At 38.1% G+C, this 21,422-nt stretch carries 20 protein-coding genes; 6 read left to right on the plus strand and 14 right to left on the minus strand.

The features are described 5' to 3' along the window. Positions 1 to 44: 44 nt before the first annotated feature. Positions 45 to 977, minus strand: a complete 933-nt coding sequence (locus ABMA70_RS15520) for a TIGR01777 family oxidoreductase (protein ID WP_103219047.1) — start codon at positions 975 to 977, stop codon at positions 45 to 47. A gap of 94 nt (positions 978 to 1,071) precedes the next feature. Further along, the gene (gene fbaA / locus ABMA70_RS15525; protein ID WP_392992322.1) at positions 1,072 to 2,097 is read right to left on the minus strand and encodes a class II fructose-bisphosphate aldolase; all 1,026 of its coding nucleotides are present in this window, start codon (positions 2,095 to 2,097) and stop codon (positions 1,072 to 1,074) included. A gap of 58 nt (positions 2,098 to 2,155) precedes the next feature. On the opposite strand from fbaA, the gene adeD reads away from it, so the two are divergent. From adeD to ABMA70_RS15540, 3 genes are all read left to right on the plus strand, one after another. Beyond that, complete coding sequence (adeD, locus tag ABMA70_RS15530) at positions 2,156 to 3,919, plus strand: adenine deaminase (protein ID WP_392992320.1); 1,764 nt, start codon at positions 2,156 to 2,158, stop codon at positions 3,917 to 3,919. Next, positions 3,906 to 4,412 (plus strand): hypothetical protein, encoded by a 507-nt coding sequence (locus tag ABMA70_RS15535; RefSeq protein WP_103219044.1) that lies wholly within the window; start codon positions 3,906 to 3,908, stop codon positions 4,410 to 4,412. The genes adeD and ABMA70_RS15535 overlap by 14 nt, the downstream gene beginning before the upstream one ends. A 97-nt stretch (positions 4,413 to 4,509) precedes the next feature. Beyond that, complete coding sequence (locus ABMA70_RS15540; RefSeq protein ID WP_392992317.1) at positions 4,510 to 6,561, plus strand: thiamine pyrophosphate-dependent enzyme; 2,052 nt, start codon at positions 4,510 to 4,512, stop codon at positions 6,559 to 6,561. Here ABMA70_RS15540 and ABMA70_RS15545 read toward each other — a convergent pair. The 5 genes from ABMA70_RS15545 to ABMA70_RS15565 all read right to left on the minus strand — a co-directional run bounded on the left by ABMA70_RS15545 (position 6,558) and on the right by ABMA70_RS15565 (position 13,239). Then, positions 6,558 to 7,241 (minus strand): transposase, encoded by a 684-nt coding sequence (locus ABMA70_RS15545; RefSeq protein ID WP_392992316.1) that lies wholly within the window; start codon positions 7,239 to 7,241, stop codon positions 6,558 to 6,560. The two genes, ABMA70_RS15540 and ABMA70_RS15545, sit on opposite strands and share 4 nt — an antisense overlap. Before the next feature lie 110 nt (positions 7,242 to 7,351). Further along, positions 7,352 to 9,625, minus strand: a complete 2,274-nt coding sequence (locus tag ABMA70_RS15550) for a CHASE2 domain-containing protein (protein ID WP_392992315.1) — start codon at positions 9,623 to 9,625, stop codon at positions 7,352 to 7,354. A gap of 22 nt (positions 9,626 to 9,647) precedes the next feature. Continuing rightward, entirely contained in the window at positions 9,648 to 11,228 is a 1,581-nt protein-coding gene (locus ABMA70_RS15555) for a hypothetical protein (RefSeq protein WP_103219040.1), read from the minus strand. 135 nt (positions 11,229 to 11,363) lie between these two features. Next, complete coding sequence (locus ABMA70_RS15560; protein WP_392992313.1) at positions 11,364 to 12,707, minus strand: FecR domain-containing protein; 1,344 nt, start codon at positions 12,705 to 12,707, stop codon at positions 11,364 to 11,366. Between the two features lie 172 nt (positions 12,708 to 12,879). Continuing rightward, entirely contained in the window at positions 12,880 to 13,239 is a 360-nt protein-coding gene (locus ABMA70_RS15565; RefSeq protein ID WP_392992311.1) for an ArsC/Spx/MgsR family protein, read from the minus strand. 82 nt (positions 13,240 to 13,321) lie between these two features. Here ABMA70_RS15565 and hemF point away from each other — a divergent pair, with 82 nt between their 5' ends. Beyond that, positions 13,322 to 14,221 carry an oxygen-dependent coproporphyrinogen oxidase gene (gene hemF, locus ABMA70_RS15570; RefSeq protein WP_392992309.1) on the plus strand — a complete coding sequence of 300 codons (900 nt, stop codon included), beginning with the start codon at positions 13,322 to 13,324 and terminating at the stop codon, positions 14,219 to 14,221. Positions 14,222 to 14,224: 3 nt separating this feature from the next. Here hemF and ABMA70_RS15575 read toward each other — a convergent pair whose 3' ends face one another. Further along, positions 14,225 to 14,374 carry a hypothetical protein gene (locus tag ABMA70_RS15575; protein ID WP_158246941.1) on the minus strand — a complete coding sequence of 50 codons (150 nt, stop codon included), beginning with the start codon at positions 14,372 to 14,374 and terminating at the stop codon, positions 14,225 to 14,227. Between the two features lie 197 nt (positions 14,375 to 14,571). On the opposite strand from ABMA70_RS15575, the gene ABMA70_RS15580 reads away from it, so the two are divergent. Then, positions 14,572 to 14,805, plus strand: a complete 234-nt coding sequence (locus ABMA70_RS15580) for a hypothetical protein (RefSeq protein ID WP_103219036.1) — start codon at positions 14,572 to 14,574, stop codon at positions 14,803 to 14,805. A 96-nt stretch (positions 14,806 to 14,901) separates the two neighbouring features. After that, positions 14,902 to 15,540: a hemolysin III family protein gene (locus ABMA70_RS15585; RefSeq protein WP_392992307.1), complete on the plus strand. Its 639-nt coding sequence runs from the start codon at positions 14,902 to 14,904 to the stop codon at positions 15,538 to 15,540. Positions 15,541 to 15,688: 148 nt separating this feature from the next. Here the strand turns inward: ABMA70_RS15585 and ABMA70_RS15590 are convergent, their stop codons facing one another. Genes ABMA70_RS15590 through ABMA70_RS15615 form a run of 6 tightly spaced genes read right to left on the minus strand, consistent with a single transcriptional unit; the run spans position 15,689 to position 21,403 of the window. After that, positions 15,689 to 16,252: a NifU family protein gene (locus ABMA70_RS15590; RefSeq protein WP_103219034.1), complete on the minus strand. Its 564-nt coding sequence runs from the start codon at positions 16,250 to 16,252 to the stop codon at positions 15,689 to 15,691. A gap of 27 nt (positions 16,253 to 16,279) precedes the next feature. Beyond that, the gene (locus ABMA70_RS15595) at positions 16,280 to 17,500 is read right to left on the minus strand and encodes an aminotransferase class V-fold PLP-dependent enzyme (RefSeq protein ID WP_392992305.1); all 1,221 of its coding nucleotides are present in this window, start codon (positions 17,498 to 17,500) and stop codon (positions 16,280 to 16,282) included. Continuing rightward, positions 17,500 to 18,741 carry a Fe-S cluster assembly protein SufD gene (gene sufD, locus ABMA70_RS15600; protein WP_103219032.1) on the minus strand — a complete coding sequence of 414 codons (1,242 nt, stop codon included), beginning with the start codon at positions 18,739 to 18,741 and terminating at the stop codon, positions 17,500 to 17,502. The genes ABMA70_RS15595 and sufD overlap by 1 nt, the downstream gene beginning before the upstream one ends. Positions 18,742 to 18,756: 15 nt before the next feature. Continuing rightward, positions 18,757 to 19,515 (minus strand): Fe-S cluster assembly ATPase SufC, encoded by a 759-nt coding sequence (gene sufC, locus ABMA70_RS15605; RefSeq protein ID WP_103219031.1) that lies wholly within the window; start codon positions 19,513 to 19,515, stop codon positions 18,757 to 18,759. A gap of 27 nt (positions 19,516 to 19,542) precedes the next feature. Further along, positions 19,543 to 20,976 (minus strand): Fe-S cluster assembly protein SufB, encoded by a 1,434-nt coding sequence (gene sufB / locus ABMA70_RS15610; RefSeq protein WP_103219030.1) that lies wholly within the window; start codon positions 20,974 to 20,976, stop codon positions 19,543 to 19,545. Next, complete coding sequence (locus ABMA70_RS15615; protein WP_103219029.1) at positions 20,969 to 21,403, minus strand: Rrf2 family transcriptional regulator; 435 nt, start codon at positions 21,401 to 21,403, stop codon at positions 20,969 to 20,971. Before ABMA70_RS15615 ends, sufB begins: the two co-directional genes overlap by 8 nt. Positions 21,404 to 21,422: the final 19 nt, after the last annotated feature.

Raw genomic sequence — 21,422 nt, forward strand, 5'->3', positions numbered from 1 at the left:
GATTATCTCTCTTTTTGAAATAGAAAGATAGTAGAGGATGAAAATTATTCGCTATGATTCTTTAGGGTATCTCTTAGAGCAGCCTCAAGAAAATTAAATGAGTACTCAAAGCCACAGGCCTTATTCTCCTCACATGAAACTTTTTGACTTGCGAGCATAATCTGAGACATTTCACCAAAAATTGTTTTAGCTGCAAATTCTGGCAGCGGAATAAAAGTAGGACGGTGAAGAACTCTTCCCAGTGTTTGTGTGAAATCAATATTTTCAATTGGGTTAGGTGCTACTCCGTTTATGACTTGTTTTTCGGTGTCATGTTCGATTAAGAAGCAGTAAAGGTCACAAAGGTCTCTAATGTGAATCCAGCTCATGTACTGATGCCCATCGCCAATGCGTCCTGCAAGACCTAAGTTAAATGCGGGGAGCATTTTTGCAAGTGCACCTCCTTCACTTGAAAGAACAATTCCAACTCTGATAATTTTGACATCAATATCTAGGTTTTGAATTCTTAGTGCGCTGGACTCCCAGTGCTGACAGACTTCGGCCAAAAAATCACCGCTGATACTGCTGTCACTTGTTAGCTCTTCATCGGAGCGGTCGCCGTAAATACCAATTGCCGAAGTACTAACAAATTTTTTAGGCAGGGGGAGTCCTCTTGTTCCAAGCTGTTTTAATTTGTCGTGAAGTAAGTTTGTCGCGTTGATACGTGAGTTATAGATCTTGTCTTTCTTTTCTTCGCTCCAACGGGAGTCTGCGATATTTTCACCAGCAAGGTTAATGACGGCATCTACCCCCATAAGGGCCGCCATATCCATTTCGCCTTTTTCCACATCCCACTTGTAATACTTTACTTGCTCATTGCTTTGTTTATTTGAAATATCGCGTGTGAGTATGCGCACTTCCTCGTGGCCGTGTTCAAGCAAAGATTGTGTTAAATTTGTGCCAATAAAACCTGAACCACCACTAATTAATACTTTCATATTTTTAGTATATGGATGAATTGTGAAGAATTTATTAATGAAGTATGAGTGGGTACCACGAGTTTCGTAATACCCACTCTTTAGAATTTTTTAATTAAAGGTTGATCGACTTTCCATCTGACTTTAAGTCACGACAAGCTTGTGCAATACGTTCAGTCATTGCGTTTTCAGCTTTTTTCATCCAAGTTCTAGGATCGTATTGTTTCTTGTTTCCAACTTCACCTTCGATCTTTAGCATCTCATCGTAGTGCTTGAACATGTGATCAACCACTGGACGAGAGTAAGCATATTGAGTGTCAGTGTCGATATTCATTTTTACAACACCATAGTTTAGTGTTTCGTGAATTTCAGATAGCTCACTTCCTGAACCACCGTGGAAAACTAGCCAGTTTTCTGCATCTGCTCCAAGCTCAGCTGTAACAGCAGCTTGTCCGTCTTTTAAAACTTGTGGACGAAGCTTTACGTTACCTGGCTTATAGACGCCGTGAACGTTACCAAAAGTGGCCGCATACATAAACTTACCAAGTGGGCGAAGTGCTTTTGTAACCTCAACCATCTCCTCTGGAGTTGTGTATAACTTATCTGCTGGTGCATCTTCATTATTAACACCATCTTCTTCACCACCAACAACACCTGTTTCAATTTCAAGAATAATTTCACTCTTAGCACATCTCTCTAAAAGCTTCTTACTCATTTCAATATTTTCAGCAGTTGGTAGAACTGAACCATCAAACATATGTGAGTGGAAAAGGTTTGATTGACCTTGAGCTCTTCTTTTTTCTGTTTCTTCAATAAGAGGAATTAAAAAGCTATCAACTTTTTCTGGGTGACAGTGGTCAGTATGTAGAGCAATAAGTACATCGTACTTTGCAGCAACAAGGTGAACGTGTTGAGCTAGAGAGATTGCACCTAGGACTTCATCTTTCAGGGCCTGGCCTGAAGCAAATGAACCACCTCCAGTTGAAACTTGGATAATTCCATCTGATTTCATGTCAGCGAAGGCCTTGATGGCAGCATTTGCTGTTGAAGTAGATGTTACGTTAATGGCCGGATATGCGTATCCGCCTTTTTTAGCGCTATCTAACATATCGCAGTATTGTTCATAAGTAGCTATTGGCATCCAGTGCTCCTTTTAGTTATAGTAGGATTAAGATTCCACAACATTATAGAGGTCAAAGATGTCACTTGCAAATAAGGAAACACAAAAATTATCACCACAAGAATTAAGAGAGGTTTTGAAGACTGCTCGCGGCGATGGTGAGATTGATTTACTTATTAAAAATGTAAAGATTTTAGATCTTGTTAATGGGGAAGTGGTTGAGAGCTCAATTGCCATCTCTGGAAAAACTATTGCAGGAATTGGTAAGGAATACGATGATCAGCCTGCTAAGCGTATTTATGACGCTGGTGGAGCGACAGCGGTTCCTGGCTTTATTGACGGCCACCTTCATGTTGAATCTTCAATGATGCACCCGTTTGAATTTGAAAGGCTCACTCTTCCTCTTGGAACAACTACTGCCATTTGTGATCCACATGAGATTACTAATGTTATGGGTGATCGCGGTTTTTCTTGGTTTCTAAGATGTAGTGAACTGATGGATCAAAACCTCTTTGTTCAGGTGAGTTCGTGTATTCCTGCTCTTCCTGGCTTTGAAACAAACGGTGGTCAATTTGATATCATCGATATGAAAAAATATAAGGAGCATCCTCGTGTTCTTGGCCTTGCTGAAATGATGAATTTTCCAGGTGTCATCAATGGTGTGGAAGGTGTACTTGAAAAAGTTGAAGAGTTTGCAGAGCTTAATCTTGACGGGCACTCGCCAATGCTTCGTGGGAAACAGCTTAATGCTTATATCGCAGCAGGAATTCAAAATTGTCACGAGACAATCTTTGCAGATGAAGCAAAAGAAAAACTTCAAAAAGGTATGGGACTTATTATTCGTGAGGGATCTGTTGCCAAGAACTTAAAAACTCTGGCCCCAGTTGTTAACGAGTTTAACTCTTGTCAGTGTCTACTATGTACTGATGATAGAAACCCATATGAAATTTTTAATGAAGGTCATATTAACTATATGATCAAGAAAATGATTAATGAGCTTGGAACACCAGCACACATTGCTTATAGGCTATCAAGCTTTTCTGCCGCCAAACATTTTGGTTTAAAGAAACTAGGTCTGATTGCTCCTGGTAAACAAGCTGATATCGTTCTTGTTGGAAAACTTGAAGACGTTGATGTGAAGGAAGTATTTAAAAAAGGTAAGCTTGTAAGTGAGCTTGATTTACCTGCAAAGGTTAATGAGAAATTAGAAAAGTCTCAGCCGCCAAAAGAAAATACTATTAAGAGAAATTTCTTAGCACCTACTGATTTTAATTATGACCTGACACCAGGAACATATAACGTAATGGAAATTGTAAAAGATGAAATCATCACAAATCACCTAAAAGTAAAATTTGATGGTGAAGAATTTGAGCAAGATGATATTTCATTTATAACAGTTATTGAAAGATACGGACAAAATCGCAAGCCTAGTTTGGGCCTTGTTAAAGGTATGGGGCTAACTCGTGGAGCGATTGCTTCAAGTGTTGCTCACGACTCTCACAATATTGTCGTTATTGGAAAGACGCCTCAAGATATTGCAACTGCTGCTAATGAAGTTATTGAGAATGCTGGTGGCTTCTGTGTTGTGGATAAGGGGAGAGTGACAGCTTCACTTTCTCTTCCTATTGCAGGTCTTCTTAGTTTAGAGTCTGCTGAAACTATTAATGAAGGAATCATAAGACTTAAGGCCGCATGTAAAGAAATTGAAGTTGCGGTAAGTGAGCCTTTTATTCAAATGGCCTTCTTAGCTCTGCCTGTTATTCCAACTCTTAAAATAACAGACATGGGATTAGTTGATGTGACAAAATTTGAATTCATTGATTTAAAATGTGAAGAAGCTTAGTCAGTTAATTGAAGCAATTCCTGGGTGGCTATTTCTTACAATCACTGTGGGTGTGATTGCCTTATTTCTTGATCCAATCATGGGGCTTTTACAAAAGAGGGTTACTCAAGTTGAACAAGATAAACTAAGAGGTGATGCTCATACGGTATGTTTCCGTGACGATTTTTCTCAAAGTCGTCAACTTCAGGCCTGTCTCGATGGTAGAAAACTGGCAAAGTTAGACAATAAAAAACAGCTAGAATTGAAATATATTGAACGACTTTGTGAGATTAATGATGCGTCATCTTGCTATGAGTTAAGCCAGATCAAGAAAAAATTATTGCCTAAAGATGATTACAAAAGCCTTTTAAATAAGGCCTGCCGGCAAGGTCGCGGTGGTAGTATGCTGGCCTGTGGAAAACTTGGAGAATTGATAGAATCTGATTCTCCAGCACTTTCAAAAAAATACCAAGAATACGCTTGCGCGAGTGGTCATAAAAAGTATTGTCTTTAGTTACGACAGCGCCACTATTTCTTTCCAATTCCGTTAAATTATGGTTAAATTCCGTTTCACTTAAGATTTATAACTAGATGAAAATACGAGGTTGATAATGGCAACTGTTCTTAAGCCTAAGAAAAAGTACACTTGGAAAAACACAGATAAAGCAACACTTAAGCAGTGGTATGAGCTACTAAGTCTTGGACGTATGTTAGATGATCGTGCGCCAAACTATCTTAAGCAAGCGATTGGTTGGTCTTACCACGCTCCATATGCTGGACACGATGGAATCCAACTAGCAATTGGTCAAACTTTCGAATTAGGAAAAGACCACTTATTCCCATACTACCGTGACATGCTTACTGCATTCTCGGCAGGTTTAACTGCAGAAGAAATTCTTTTAAATGGTATTTCAAAAGCCACTGACCTTGCTTCTGGTGGACGTCACATGTCTAACCACTTTGCAAAGCCAGAATGGAATATTCATAACGTATCTTCTTGTACAGGTAACCACACGCTACACGCTGTAGGTACTGCAAGAGCATTCAACCGTTATAAGCATGATGGTGTTGTTTACTCTTCACAAGGTGAGTCTTCAGTTTCTGAAGGTTACTGTTATGAAGCGATCAACGGTGCATCTCGCGAGAAGCTTCCAGTTGTATTTGTATTCCAAGATAACGGATACGGTATTTCTGTTCCAAAATGTGATCAAACAGCAAACGAGTACGTTGCTGATAACTTTACAGGTTTCCTAAACCTTCACATCATTCACTGTGATGGAAAAGATATCTTTGATTCAATGAACGCGATGGCAACTGCAAGAGAAATTGCAGCAACTCAACAAGAGCCTGTAATTGTTCACGCTCGTTGTGTACGTATCCACTCTCACTCTAACTCTGATAAGCACGAGCTTTATCGTTCAGAAGAAGAAAGAGCAGAAGCGGCAGCTCAAGATCCATTAGTAGCATTTAGAAAAGAACTTGTTGCTAACAAGATCTTCACTGAAGCAGAGCTAGATGAAATCGATGCAGCTGCAAAAGTTGAGCTACTTGAAGCTCACAAGAAAGCAATGAAAGCTCCAAACCCAACTCCTGAGTCAATCTATGACTTCGTACTTCCAGAGCCACATGTTCCAACGAAGTATGTTGACGGTACTCACAATGAGTCTGGTGAAGAGGTGAAGTTCATCGATGCAATCAATGGTCAACTTAAGAAAGAATTTAGACATAACCCAGATACTTTCATTTGGGGACAAGATATGGCCAACAAAGATAAAGGTGGTATCTTTAACGTTTCAAAAGGTATGCAGCAAGAATTTGGTAAGGACAGAGTATTTAACGGTCCAATCGCTGAAGACTATATCTTAGGAACTGCAAATGGTTTCTCACGTTTCAACAAAGACATCAGAGTTGTTGTTGAAGGTGCTGAATTCGCTGACTACTTCTGGCCAGCAATGGAGCAATACGTAGAGTGTTCTCACGATTACTGGAGATCAAACGGAGCATTTGCACCTAATATCCTAATCAGACTTGCTTCTGGTGGATATATCGGTGGTGGACTTTACCACTCTCAAAACCTTGAAGGTAACTTAGCAGGTATTCCTGGTGTACGTATTGTATGCCCAGCTTTCGCTGACGATGCTGCTGGTCTTCTAAGAACTGCAATGAGAAGTGAAGGGCCAACTCTATACCTAGAGCCAAAGTCTCTATATAACGCAAAACAAGCAATGACTGTTGTACCAGAAGACTTTGAAGTTCCATTTGGTAAGTGTCGTGTAAGACGTGAAGGAACTGATCTTTCAATTATTACTTACGGAAACACAGTACACCACTCACTTGAAGCAGCAGAGAAACTTGCAGCTCAAGGTTATAGCGTAGAAGTTGTTGACCTTAGATCAATTGCTCCTCTAGATGAAGAAGGTGTTCTTGCTTCAATCAAGAAAACAAATAGAGCACTAGTTGTTCACGAAGATAAGGTATTTGGTGGATTTGGTGGTGAAGTTGCTGCCATGATCAACGACAAAGGATTCGAGCTTCTAGATGCTCCAGTTCAACGTGTTGGTTCGACTTTCACTCCTGTTGGTTTCAACAGAATCCTTGAAAAAGCAGTTCTTCCAAACACAGACCGTGTTGTAGAAGCTGCTCTTAAGGTTCTTAACTACTAGGTTCCTGGATACTTTTCGGGATGCATTGCATCTCTTGAGTAAGTATTCATACTAGGAATGATAAACTTCCTAGAGCTATCACATTTAGCATATTCAAATTCATTTTTAGATAGGCCCGCTTTAATACTGCGGGCCTCTTTGTCTGTATAGCCCTTATTAAGCCATGATTCCAATGCATATGTAGTACCAAATAAATTTGGTAATGATTCATCAAAAATTTCAAATGATAATGTTTTATTGAAGTATATGTAATGGAATGTGCTGAATGGATAGTCTTGAACGAGTGAAGAAAGACCTGCTGCAACAGGATTTCTTAAAATGTACTTATAGCAATTGTATTGATATTGAACTTTAGTTAATAGACTTGATTTGTACCTACCACCGTAAATTGAGTTTATATCACCTGTTCTTTTTTGAACTTCATTAGTAGATCTCTTCATGAGCCAGTACATTACCTTGTCAATATTCTCACGTGGCGTCCAAAGCATTAAGTGAAAGTGATTGTTCATTAAAACAAAGGCAATAACTTTGGCACCTTCTTCTCTACAAAGATCTTTTAGAATTTCATTATAGATTTCCCACATGACATAAATTGGTAAATTAAACCACTTCTTATTATGTGAGCGAGCAACGACATGATAAGGATATAATTTTGTACGAATGGTTGGTTTTCTAGGCATGCTTGTTATCTAGCACCTATAATTAAAAAAGGAAGCATTCTAGCTTCCTTTCTTATTATTTTTTCAATATTGAAATATGAAACGTTGCATCCCGAAAAGTATCCAGGAACCTATTTGCTAGTCAGTGTGAAAACACCATCCCATTCTGGTGGAGGTGGGATAACCTTATAATCTTCACAGCGTTTAATATAAATCTCAGATGGATTTGTTTTTACACCTTTCAGATCAGGAAAGCGCATATATTCTAGCTCTAGAGTGTGTTTAAATAACTCAATGGCCTCATCCCATTTTTGCGCCTTATAAAGTAAGATAGCTTTTGAAAATTTATCAGCAAGCTCTTTTAAATAGTCTGGAGCAGTTGCTTTAAGTCCAAGTAGGTCATAACTTGTTACCGGAATTGATTTACCAACAACGCGAATCGTATCAAGCTCTCGCCATAGAAATTCATCTCCTGCAAGCTCAACCGTCTCTTTTGCAACTTGTGTGAAAATACCATATTGCTTTGCTGACTCTTCAAGACGGGCAGCAAGGTTTACAGAGTCGCCCATCATTGTATAGTTCATACGAGAAGCAGAACCCATATTTCCTGTTACGATATCCCCTGAGTTAATTCCTATTCTCATTCTCATATCGTGAACAATCTTTGGCCACTTGTCTCCCTCTGAAACCCATTTTTTTCTTAGCTTTAGTAGTGCTTCTTGCATACGATGAGCAACCATACAGGCACGTTTAGCATGATCAGGAAGCTCCATTGGTGCACCGAAGAAAGCGATAATAGCATCTCCCTCATACTTATCAAGTGTGCCTTTTTCTTCGAGAAGTATATCGGTCATGGCCGTTAAGTATTCGTTTAAAAGCTCAACAAGCTGTGTTGCCGATAGCTTTTCTGAGAAGCTTGAGAAACCTTGAATATCAGTGAAGTAGGCCGTACGAATTCCTGATGTACCACCAAGAGTTGGCGCTGAGCCTGCTTCATACATTTCATCAATAAGTTCAGGAGAGATATAACTTCCAAAAGCATTCTTTAAGAACGCCTTGTCTTGGTTTGCCATATAGAAGTTAACAATTGTATTCCATGAATAGCATAAGACTAGGGCAAAGAAGCACCAAAATAGCTTTGTCTCATACCCTTGTGGAATAAAGTAGAATGTATCAGAGTAGTAAAGACCTGAGATCAAGACCACGAGTGTAAATAGATCAAAGATAGGGTTTTCTTTAAATTGTACTAGGAGGAGTAGTAGTACAGATATGACAAGTAGGGCCCAAGATAGTTTGGCCGAGTCGATAAATTTTTTAAAGAAGTGGCCATCAATTAGCATCTGGACGAAGTTCATGTGGAACAGAACTCCTGGTAGCATTGAGTCGATTGGCGTATTTCTTAAGTCGTGTGCACCGTATGCAGTTGCACCTACAAAGACAAGAGAGCCTTCAAATAATTTTTTTAGTTCAGGATCATTAGGGTCTTTTTCGATGATTTGATAAATTGGAATTCTAGTATATGCATCGGCCCCTCCGATCCAGCGTACTTTAGTTTCACCTCTAAGGTTTAACTCTACATCTCCCATTTTGGTTTTTAGAATCGGCACTCCACCTTGAGTACTGAGATCAAGTTCTGTTTTAAAAACATTCTTATTTTCACCTTCTTCGTTCTCATCAAATTCACCAATCCAATGCATATATGATGAAAGCCCATATGAAGGTACATGAATTTCTCTGTAAGGAAATGCAAGTGCTTTATAGTGTCTGATTACGCCATCATTGTCTGCGCTGGCCTCAATGAAGCCTAGAGATGCTTCTGCATCGATGAGTCCTTGTAGAGGGTATACGGAGTTTGAAATAATCGTTGGTTCCATATCATAATTTACTCCACCGGCCTTTGTGTTTAGGGCAAAAAGATATAGGTCTTCTGGTAAAGCAGGATAGTGGTCAGTCCCATATACTTCGAGGTTATAAGGCATAATGACTCGATTATTTGGAATTTCATGAAAGTACTCAATGGCCGAAATTAATTCATCATCTGGATTAACATCGTTGCATGTTTGAGATGCTTCTGAAAAGAAGACATCAAAGGCAATAACTTTTGCCCCGTAGCCGCGTAGTTTTCTTACCATTGTTCCCCAATGAGAGCGAGTAATTGGCCAAGAACCGAGTCTTTTAATTGAATCATCATCAATATCGGCAAGAATTAGTTTTGGATTTGGTGTATTCTGATCCATCGTTTGCATCATTCTAAAATCGTAGAATCGATTTTCAAAAAATGATGCATATGAAGTGAGATTTCTAAAACCTATATCATATGTTCTAGAGTAAAGAGAGAAGAAGACACTGACGCACGAAAATAAAATGATAAAAAACAGTCCCGTGTATTTAATTATATTTTTCATAGCAATCCGTATTTCTTAATGCTTAGTAATAATAAGAGAAGTCAATACCCGTTTGATGGGCAGTATAATTACTTGTGTCTTCATCCGAGCTATTATTTGTGTAGATATACTCGAAACCAAATGCAAAATTTCTGTTAATAACACGTGTAAGTTTTGCATTTAATGAAGTCGTCATCTCAAGCCCTCGACTTGCATCAGTTGCAGCATCTTCATAACTAATGAAGTTTGTCGAAAGTCCGGCATTGAAACTAGTATTTGGAAAAAGGCCTGGCACAATATAATCAACACGAAATAGGTGAGAAGTCGTATTTAAGTTTGGAGAGTTTGTGTAATCACTACTATCAAATTGATATAATAAGACAAAGATTCCGTAGGTCTTTTTGATAATTTGATCAGCGGAAAGAATCATTGAGCTACGCTCTAGACTATCTACATAGTATGAATATGTTTGATACTTAAAAGTTAGAGTTGTATTACCTGTTTCGAAAAAAGGCATCTCACTACCAAGCTCTATTTGCTGAGAGCGATAGTTGAACTCTTTACTTTTTTGAGCATTAATATCTTTTGCTTGATAGTCATAAATGAGATTTGTAAAAAAACGAGCAGGCTTTTTATTGTAGCGATAAGCGAAATCAATATCAACTTCAGGAGTGATATTATAACTATCATTTGAATAAATTTCTGAATCAACGCGATCTGTATAGATTGTATTCTTAATCTCTAAAGAAGGTGTAATTGTATATCTTCTTTTAAAGTTAAAAGCCTTATCAATATTAAAACGAGTTTGAGAAATGAAAGAGTCTTTATTCGTTCCTGTTGAACTTGGAAGGTCATCTGATAGGGTCACATTATTATCATATGTAATTTTCTCTTCTACACTTAGGCTTAGTCTTTCACTTGGTAGAGGATCTCCGTTTACAAGCTTATCCTCTTCTAAGAAGAATTCTTTTTTTATTTCTTTTATACGATTATCAATATCATCAGCAGTGGAACTATTTGGGTCAAGATCGATGGCCTTGTAATAATCTGGCAGGATATACTTTTCGACTATCTCTCTGGTTCGACTTGTCTCTCTGGCGATTTCTAAATTCATATTTGCTATCTGAAAGTATGAAATCTGCTTCATCTCTTTAGAAGTTTTTTTGTCTTTTAAAAGTCGTCTAAAGTAGATTTTGGCATTCTTTGGTTCTTCTTTAAGCTGATAGATATAGGCGATATAGTAATTTGATTGTTCGACTTTATACTTGGCCTTCTCTGACTTTTTAAAGTTTTCAATGGCACTATCTAAATTGTTAATCGCAAAGTTGGCCTGTCCTAATTCATAGTAGAGCTCACTGGCCTTGTTTCCTTTTTTTAGCGCAGAATTAAATGCTTCAATCGCCTTGTTATATTCTTGAATACGAGAGTAAGAAATCCCCAGCAGGTAGTCTCGTACACCAGGTGACTTCGCACTTTTAAAATTCTTATAATTTGGAGAGTTAAGTAACTCGATAACTTTCTCGTAATCTGAGTTTTCAAATGCACGGTAAACAGGAGTCATGCTCTGGGCAAGTCCCACTGATGTGATACTAGCTAAGGCCAGTGCGATAAAAATTTTTTTCAAAGTCAGTCCTTTAACTTTTTATTAAAATCTAGGTATTTATAAATAATTTTACTGATAAATAGGACAATTGAATAGAGGGAATTTGGCCACAGAGCTAATTAGCTGTGGCCATATCTGAATTTAGAACTCGGTTATTTATTGGCGATCAAGGATGACTTTAACACGTGCTCGATTTGTTGAAGTCGTATTTGTTTGATCAAGCATTTGGTCGCGATCATCCATTGTCGTTTCCATAATATCTGGGCCACCATCAAGTGGCTTTGTATCGTCTGAAGGAATAGGATCGCCTATTGGATCGTCAAAATCATCAACTTCGTCTTGATCGAAGATATTGATTGGTCCAGTCGGCACCAGCTCTGGCGCAGTCCCATCAGAAGCAGGTATGCGGTTAACAGTGATTACTGGGTCTTTTGGAATCATATCTCCATTTTCATTTACCACATAGAAGTCATTCTTATACTCACCAGTGTCCTTATCGAAGCTTCCCATCTGAATAGGAACAATAACTTCATTAGTCATTGGGTCTACTGGAGCATTTTTTGGTGGTGGAATATAGAGAACATTATTCGTATCGACATAACCACCTTCGGTCATTGTTCCTTTTGTCTGCACTCTTGATGAAGATATCGTTGTAGCAGCTTGTGCACTAGGAATTTTGATACTAGCGTCGGCCTTGGCCATTTGTCCCATGATCTCAGATCCACCTGCTCCACTAAACTTTGAGCTATCCATTCCTGGAGGAATGATATTTCGACTCATCTGTTTTTTCTCTGATTTCTTTTGATCGTCATTTGATGATGTTTTAGATCCATCATTTGCCTCAAGGGCCTTTAGCTGTTGTTTATTAATTTTTACCGGTGCCATTGGTTTTGAATCAACCTTTGGCATAACCCCCGAAAGCTGTCCTTGGCGAACCATAACTGAAGTAGGTGATGAAACAACCTTCTCAAGTCTGTCTTGTAGGAAGCGGCTCTTCTTAAAGTTAGTAAGTGAACCCATCGCAACGGCACCTTCAAATGTAATAAGTGTCGTATTATTATTGGTAGGGTTAAAGTTAACTTGGAAATCAGTACCACGTACACCCATGGCCGCAGTTTTAGTTTTAATGAAAAGCTTTGATTTCTTCTTGTCGATCTCTAGGTAATTCTTAGATACTTTTGAACGAAGTTGACCATTAATAAGATTGATAATTCCTGCTTTCTTTTTTGGGAATTGCTCCACTTCAACTTCTGAATTCGCACCGAGAGTAAGATTTGATTTGTCGATAAAGAGTAGCTTTACAAAGCTTCGGGCCTTGGTCGTAATCTTGGCACCCTCTGGTACCCAATCTCCCTTCGCTAGTGGCTTTTTAGTTTGGGAGTAAAAGACATTTCCTCTTACTTTCATAACTTTGGCGACACCCTTTTCCGAATTTGCATTCAAGACAGAAATATTCGCTAAAATTGCTACAGATAAAATTACAAGTCTTAGTACCTTCATAATGAGTCCCCACAAAATCAATCTCATTTATACTTATCGTAGATCAAAGTAATTTCTTAAGCTGAAACTTGTGTAAATGGCTAAAAATAAAGGGAGTTTGGATTGGGCTAACTTTCTGATATGACAAGAACTTGTGGCAGAGTGAACTGCCACAATACGTAATTTAGAGTACTTAGATAATTGTATCGAAATTCTCTGTCGGTCTACCGATTACCGCTTTCTTGTTATCATTAACAAGGATTGGGCGCTCAAGTAGCTTTGGGTTTTCGTGAACGATTTTGGCCCACTCAATATTCGATAACTCTTTACCTGCAAGACCAAGGTCCTTAAATAGCGCTTCTTTTGTACGAATTAGACCTTCTAGTGGAGCTAGACCTGTGTATTTCACTAAGTCGATAAACTCTTTTTCCTCAACCCCATCTTTCAGATATTCTTTAACTCTAAAGCCAACACCTTCTTGGATGCCTTTTTGTTCTAAATATTCTAGACCTTGGCGACTCTTAGAGCATCTTGGATTGTGATAATAAAGCATTAATTCTACTCCTGATAATTATCATATCAGTTCTTTTCTGATATATTGGGTTTTTAAAAAATAACTAACTAGGATTTTAGCCATGTCTTACGATATTGAAAATATCAAATCAGAATTTGCCGAACATGTTAAAACTTTACAGAATCAGATTAGTGACGAACTTAAGAGAATCGATACAAAAATTAACTTAAATGAAGATATTTGGGAGAGAAAAGACTACGCTGGAAATCCTGGTGGTGGTGGAATCACTCGCGCTTTTGAAGGAGAGATCTTTGAGAACGCTGGTGTAAATACATCTCTTGTTTCTGGTGAAGTTGATCCTAAATTTGCTGCTAATATTGGTGGTGATAATAATCAAATGTGGGCAACGGGAATTTCTCTCATCATTCACCCGACAAATCCAAAAGTTCCAACTACTCATGCAAATTTTCGCATGATTCAGGCCGGTTCAAAAATTTGGTTTGGTGGTGGAGCAGACCTAACTCCTTACTTTCCACACGAAGAAGACTTTGAGTACTTTCACAAGGTTTGGAAGGACGCTTGTGAACCATATGGATACTGGGATGATTGGAAGAATCGTTGTGATAAGTACTTTGTAAATAAGCACAGAGAAGACGAAATGCGTGGAGTCGGTGGATTCTTCTACGACCATTTCTTTTCAGGTGACCCAGTAAAAGACCTTGCTATGTTTAAAGAGATTTCTTCAAACTTTATCAAGTCTTATTTCCCACTTGTTGAGAAGAGAATGAATGAAGCCTTCGATGATGAAGATGTGGACTTCCAATTACATCGTCGTGGCCGCTACGTTGAGTTTAATCTTCTTCATGATAGAGGAACTCACTTTGGTCTTAAATCTAATGGCCGTACAGATTCAATTTTAATTTCACTACCAAAGAGAGTGAAGTTTACTTATCGTTACGAGCCAACAAAGCCAGAGCATAAGAAGATGATGGAGTATTACTATCCAAAGGACTGGGCCTAGCTTTTAGCTGGCCTGTGCCTTAATGAGGTCTTCTAAGATCTCATTGGCATCAATTTCAACTCCATGGGACTGGGCCACAGCTTGAATCTCTTCAAGTTTTTTCTCTAGTTTCGTGATTTCACAAAGTAGACGGTAGCAGTTGTTAATCATCATAAATTACCCCTTTGTTAGAGTTGTTAAATATAAGTTTGGCATATCAAACTATCGGTGTCTATAAGAAAATACTTAATGGTCATAGTTTTAATTGATTTGATCAATACAATTTATTTTAATTTTACACAGTTCAGGAATTTATGTAAGGTGCCTGAATCCTAATTCAGATGCATTGCAAGATATATATGAGGTAGAAAATGTCTAAGAGACTACAAGAATTATTAGAAGAGATTAAAGAGTACACACCTAAGCAAATGAGAACACTAAGAAATAATCTTAATAACAGATTACAAAGTTTTAAAAATGACTTCAAAGAGCCAAAAGAGCTTCAAACTTCACACAAGTTATATGGACTTGAAGAAGGTGAGTGTCGTGAACTTTTAGGTGTTGTTAAAAAAGAATTAATCAAAATGAAATTCTCTGATTTATAGAACATGCTCTACAACAGCTGTTGTAACAATGTAATATAAATGTAAAAGCTTGCGCCTTGGCTTTAACTGAACATTTATTGAAGGTATTCTTCATATATGGAAAAAGCCAAGCAAAAGCCCATATTAAGAGGTTGGTCTCATCAAGTCATGTTCTTTGTCGCACTTGGTGCCTGCACTCTTCTAATCGCAAAAAGCGTCGACTCCACTCAGTATATTTCAACTATTGTGTACTCTCTAGGTCTTCTTATGATGTTAGGAGTTAGTGCTTTTTATCATCGAATCCACTGGGAACCCAGAGCACGTGATCTTCTAGGCAGACTTGACCATAGTGCTATTTACGTGATGATTGCAGGAACTTGTACACCGATTACTCTTCTCGTTTTAAATGGAGAGTCTGGATCAACATTTCTCATAAGTATTTGGACTGTGGCCGCAATTGGTATCTTAAAATCAATCTTCTTTCCTAATCTGCCAGAGAAGGTAAGTGCAGTTATCTATCTGATTCCTGGCTACATGGTTCTTCCCTATGTATCGGAACTTCTTCCAAAGCTTGGTTTGACGAATGTTGTTCTCTTAATAGCTGGAGGGGCCCTCTACACCATTGGTGCTATCCTTTATGGACTGAAGAAGCCTGGCCGTTATGCTAAGTGGTTTGGTTATCATGAGTTATTTCATTTACTTGTCTGTGTGGCCGCGGTGATGCACTTTATAATTATCTATTCGATTGTTGGGTAGGTGATTTTTGAAATAGTTTGTGCCATTGGCGCCTGTGCCGAACCGCTCAGGCGTGAACCCTCGCTCTCGTATTTATTGGCAAGCTAAAGATTAGGGGCGCGCGCGCAGCGTCCCATTGACTGGCCTATGCCAGTCAATGACGCGGGCGCTACCAATCAGGGGCAATGTAAACATCAATCGCTGGATTATACTCTGCTCTTAGAGTTGACTTAATTGCCTCAAGAGTTCCCGTTGTTGATGATGGGCAAGTCCCACATGCACCTTGATAACGAACAAGTAGGATATTGTCTTCATAAGAAACAGTCTGAATATCTCCACCGTCAGCCTGTAGGTATTGTCTAACTGTACGATCAAGTACGGCCTCAATATCTTTTAGCTCTTGAGGTAGGTTTTCACGACGCTCTTTTTCTGGATCAAATTCTTCGTATTCTGGATTGTGATTTGGTAGATCGTGCTTGATTGTCTCAAGGATCTTTGGCTCAATATCATCCCAATCTTCATAATTGAATTTTGTCACCGTGATAACATTTTCAAAGAAGTGTAATTGGTCAATACCACGAATTGTAAAAAGATTAACTCCTAGGTTAACCTCTCCACACTCCATTGGTGTTCTAAAAGTTGAAGAACCAGATGCTTTTACATTTTGATTTAAAATGAATTTTAGTGCATTTGGGTTTGGTGTTGGTTGAATGTCGATTGTTACTTCACTCATATACTTTACCTTTGTTACCTTAACTTCTTATAGGAAGTTGATGGCCTTATGTAGTGCTTTTATAAAATTATCAATTTCTTCTTTTGTATTATACAACGAGAACGATGCCCTTGCAGTAGCACCGATTCCGAACCTTTTCATTAATGGTTGCGTACAGTGGTGACCAGTCCTAATTGCAACACCTTGGCGATCTAAAAGTGTTCCTAGATCGTGTGGGTGAGCGCCTTCAACGACAAATGATAGTACAGAGGCCTTCTCTTTTGCTGTCCCAATTAAGCGAACCTTTTCAACCTCAAGAATTTGTTTTGTTGCATAATCAAGAAGCTCTTTTTCATAACTCTTAATAACATCGAGGTCACAATTAACGATGAAATCAACTGCTGGCTTAAGCCCGATACCACCAGCAATATGAGGTGTTCCAGCTTCAAATTTATGTGGAAGATCGTTATAAGTTGTTTTCTCAATTGTCACAACATCGATCATATCACCACCACCTTGGTAAGGTGGCATCGATTCAAGAAGTTTCTCTTTACCATATAGTGCGCCAATTCCAGTTGGTCCAAACATCTTGTGAGATGAGAAGGCGAGGAAGTCGCAATTTAAGTCTTGAACGTCAATCTTTTCATGCGCAATCGACTGTGCAGCATCAACGCAAAAGTAGGCACCATTATCATGTGCAAGCTTAATGTATTTTTTGATATTGTTAACTGTTCCAAGGCTATTTGAAATATGGGCCATTGAAACTAGTTTTACATTACCTTCAGAAAGAAGCTTCACATAGGCTTCTTCATTGATGTCACCTTCATCAGTAATTGGAATCTCTCTAACTTTAGCCCCAATCTTTTCTGCTTGGATCTGCCAAGGTACAATATTTGAATGGTGCTCCATTGTTGAGATTAGGATGACATCATCTTTTTTCAAGTAGTAAGGAATAAAAGAGTTCGCAACTAAGTTTAAGCTATCAGTTGTTCCTTTCGTAAAAATAATTTCAACTCTTGAATTAGCATTGATCAGTGACTGAATCGCATCACGTGTTTCTTCATACTTAATTGTTCCAAACTCACTTAGGTAGTGAACTCCTCTGTGAATATTGGCAACATTATGTGTGTAATGCTCATTAACAGTATTGATTACATTAATATGTTTAAGAGTAGATGCGGCATTATCTAAGTAGATAAGTGGCTTATCATGTACTTTTCTTTCTAATTGTGGAAATTGTGCTCTAATAGCATTAATTTCGAAGGCCATTAAGATTCCTTTTCCATTTCATCAAATGTGTTTTTTTCAAATGATTCAAATAGAATTTCACTCAAGAAGTTTTCAATTTTCTCATCTTCAATCTTTGTAATTGCATCTGAACAGAATGCGTGGATAAGTAGTTTTTGCACGCGCTCTTTCGATAAACCACGAGACTGTAGATAGAAAGCTTCTTCATCACTCATTTGTCCTACTGTTGCACCGTGGGCACACTTAACATCGTCAGCATAAACTTCTAGTTGTGGACGAGTATCAACGTGAGCACCCTTAGATAAAAGTAGGTTCTTATTTAATTGCTCAGAATTTACAAGTTGAGCGTCTCGACAAACAAGAACTTTTCCAGTGAAAACTCCACGGGCCTTGTTATCAAGAACTCCTTTGAAAAGCTGAGAACTATCTGTTCTTTCTTTGATATGCGAAATTAGTGAGAAGTTGTCAGTATGTTGATCACCTCTAAGAGCGTATAGTCCATCAACACTTGCTGTTGCACCTGTCCCATTAAGACGCACTCTCATTTCGTTACGTGATTTCTTTGCACCAGTTGTAAAAGTAAATGATTTGAAGTGAGCATCTTTTGCAATGTCAGCATTAACACTACTTACGTGAAATGCATTTGCACCATCTGTTTGTACTTTTACGTGGCTTACATTTGCTCCATCTGCAATTTTGAAATTTGAGACAGCGTTTATATTATATGCCTTGTCACTTCCCGTGAAAATCTCTACAAAACTAACCTTTGAAAATTGCTCAACGTTAACGTGAATACGAGGAAGAGCAAATTCTCCATCAAAGTCTGAAATATGAACAATTGAGATAATATCATCAACACTTACATTTTTTGGTACATTGATTTCAATAATATTTTCGACAGCAGAAGCATTAAGCATGGCAAAGATATCTGTTTGGTCACAATTGGCCTCATTTGCTACGAGTGCCTTGTGCTCAACGGTGATTTCTTCTGGAAAGAATGAGTCTGCTTTAGAGTACTGACCATTTAAAAGAACAACTTGATACTTTCCTGCAACCTTAACATTTTTAAGCATCGCTTTCTCAGTTGTAACCGTAAACTTTTCAGGTAATACATCTGTAAGTTTCGTATAAATCCAGTCTTCCATCTTTGTGTGTGGAAGTCCACGGGCCTTAAAATTATTCAAGGCTTCCTTATTTGAATCTGATTTAGCATAAGTTGCTAGATCATTTAAGTATTGGTCTGTTAATTCTTGGATATTCATTATTAATCCTAGTCCTTATTTTGTTAACCAGTCGTAACCTTTCTCTTCAAGCTCAAGAGCTAGCTCTTTTCCACCTGACTTAATAATTTTACCGCCACTTAGTACGTGAACATAATCAGGAACGATATAGTCTAGAAGTCTTTGGTAGTGTGTTACTAGAACGATACCATTGTACTTAGACTTGATCGCATTAACACCTTTTGCAACGATCTTAAGAGCGTCGATATCAAGACCTGAGTCTGTTTCATCAAGTAGTGCAATCTTTGGGTTAAGAACGGCCATTTGAAGGATTTCATTTTTCTTCTTTTCACCACCAGAAAAACCAGTGTTAACTGGACGGTCTAAGAATTCTTCTCTCATCTCTAGTAGTTCTAATTTTGGTCTTAGGAATTCTCTGAATTCTTCTTTTTTCATTTCTGCAGCACCTTGAGATTTAGATACTTCATTAAATGACTCAAGAAGGAAGTCAATATTTGATACACCTGGAACTTCAATAGGGTATTGGAAGCCTAGAAAGATTCCATTCTTTGCTCTTTCATCTGGCTCAAGTTCTAGTAGGTCTGTTTGCTTTCCATTGATATTGTAATCAATAGATCCACTTGTTACTTCAAATGAAGGGTGACCAGCGATAACTTTAGAAAGAGTACTCTTTCCTGAACCGTTTGGTCCCATAATTGCGTGAACTTCACCTGGTTTAACTTCAATAGAAATCCCTTTAAGAATTTCTTTTTCTTCTACTCTTGCGTGAACATCTTTAACTGTAAGTAAGCTCATTTTTTTCCCTTTATATAAATCTAAATTTTATCCAATTGAATTTTCTAATTTCATCTCAATTAACTTAACGGCTTCAACAGAGAACTCTAGTGGAAGTTCTTTAAATACTTCACTACAGAAACCATTTACGATCATTGAGATACATTTTTCCATATCCATCCCACGTTGCTGTAGGTAGAAAAGCTGATCTTCAGAAATCTTTGAAGTTGAGGCCTCGTGCTCTACAGTTGCCGTATTATTTTTCACGTCAATATATGGGAATGTGTTTGCTGAACACTTTGAACCAACAAGCATTGAGTCACATTGAGAATAGTTCTTTGCGCCAATTGCCGAAGGCATAACTTTTACAAGCCCTCGATAGTTATTTTCAGATTCCTCTGCTGAGATACCTTTTGAAATAATTGTCGACTTTGTGTTCTTACCGATGTGAACCATTTTTGTTCCAGTATCGGCCTGCATTTTATTATTTGTTAGTGCAACAGAGTAGAAAGCTCCTTGAGAGTTTTCACCAATTAAGTTACATGACGGGTACTTCCAAGTGATTGCAGAACCTGCTTCAACTTGAGTCCAAGAAATTTTTGAATTCTTTCCAAGGCAGTTCCCACGCTTTGTTACGAAGTTATAAATACCACCTTTTCCTTTTTCATCACCGGCATACCAGTTTTGAACAGTTGAGTACTTAATTTCTGCATCATCAAGAGCAATAAGTTCAACGATGGCCGCGTGAAGTTGGTTTTCATCTCTTTGTGGAGCTGTACAACCTTCAAGGTAATTTACGTAGCTTCCCTTATCTGCAACAACAAGTGTTCTCTCAAACTGTCCTGTCTCTTTTGCATTGATTCTAAAGTAAGTTGAAAGATCCATCGGGCAAGTTACACCCTCTGGGATGTAAACAAATGAACCATCCGAGAATACTGCTGCGTTTAGTGCTGCATAGAAGTTATCCGCTGGTGGCACAACTGTACCAAGATATTTTTTTACTAGCTCAGGATGCTCTTGTACTGCTTCCGAGATAGAGCAGAAAATAACACCAACTGCTTCAAGCTCTTCTTTATATGTTGTCCCAACTGAAACTGAGTCAAATACTGCATCAACTGCAACACCTGAAATTCTTTTCTGTTCAGATAATGGAATTCCTAACTTCTCAAAAGTCGCTAAAAGTTCTGGGTCTAAATCATCAAGACTCTTTGGCGCACTTTCTGTTGATTTTGGTGCTGCATAGTAATACAGATCTTCAAAATCAATTTCTGGAATCTCAAGTTTTGCCCAATTTGGCATTGGCATTTGCTTCCAAAGACGGAACGCCTTTAGACGATATTCAAGTAACCATTCAGGCTCATTCTTCTTTGCTGAAATCATTCTTACGATGTCTTCATTTAAACCTTTAGGAAACTCTTGAGTTTCAATGTCTGTAAAGAAGCCGTACTTATATTCTGACTTTGTTAATTGTGTATCACTCATGTGTGAATCCCGCCTTATTCATTAATAACTCTTCAAGCGACAAGTTAATCAGCTGGTGATTAACGTGAGAGTTAAGCTTTTCTATTGGTGAAATTAATTCGCAATTTAAGTATTTAGTACATTTTCCTTTAAGGGCATCACAGTCTGAATTTGAAATCTTTCCTTCAATTGAATTACTGACTTCAAAAAGATTAATTTCAGACAGGGGACGGCTTAGGAAGTAGCCACCTTTAATTCCCTTAATTGATGAGAGGACGCCGTATCCATTTAGCTTTTGCATAACTTTTGATACGGGGTCAAAAGGCATTTTGTAGATGTCACATATTTCTCTGGCCGAAGTTAAGTTTTCAGCACAAGTGTGTCCGTGCTCTTGCATATGCTTTAGAGCTTTTAGGGCATATTCTGTTTTTTTACTAACCTTAAACATGCGTTTCACACCTATATTG

This window comes from Halobacteriovorax sp. XZX-3, assembly GCF_043196495.1.
Lineage (GTDB): Bacteria > Bdellovibrionota > Bacteriovoracia > Bacteriovoracales > Bacteriovoracaceae > Halobacteriovorax_A.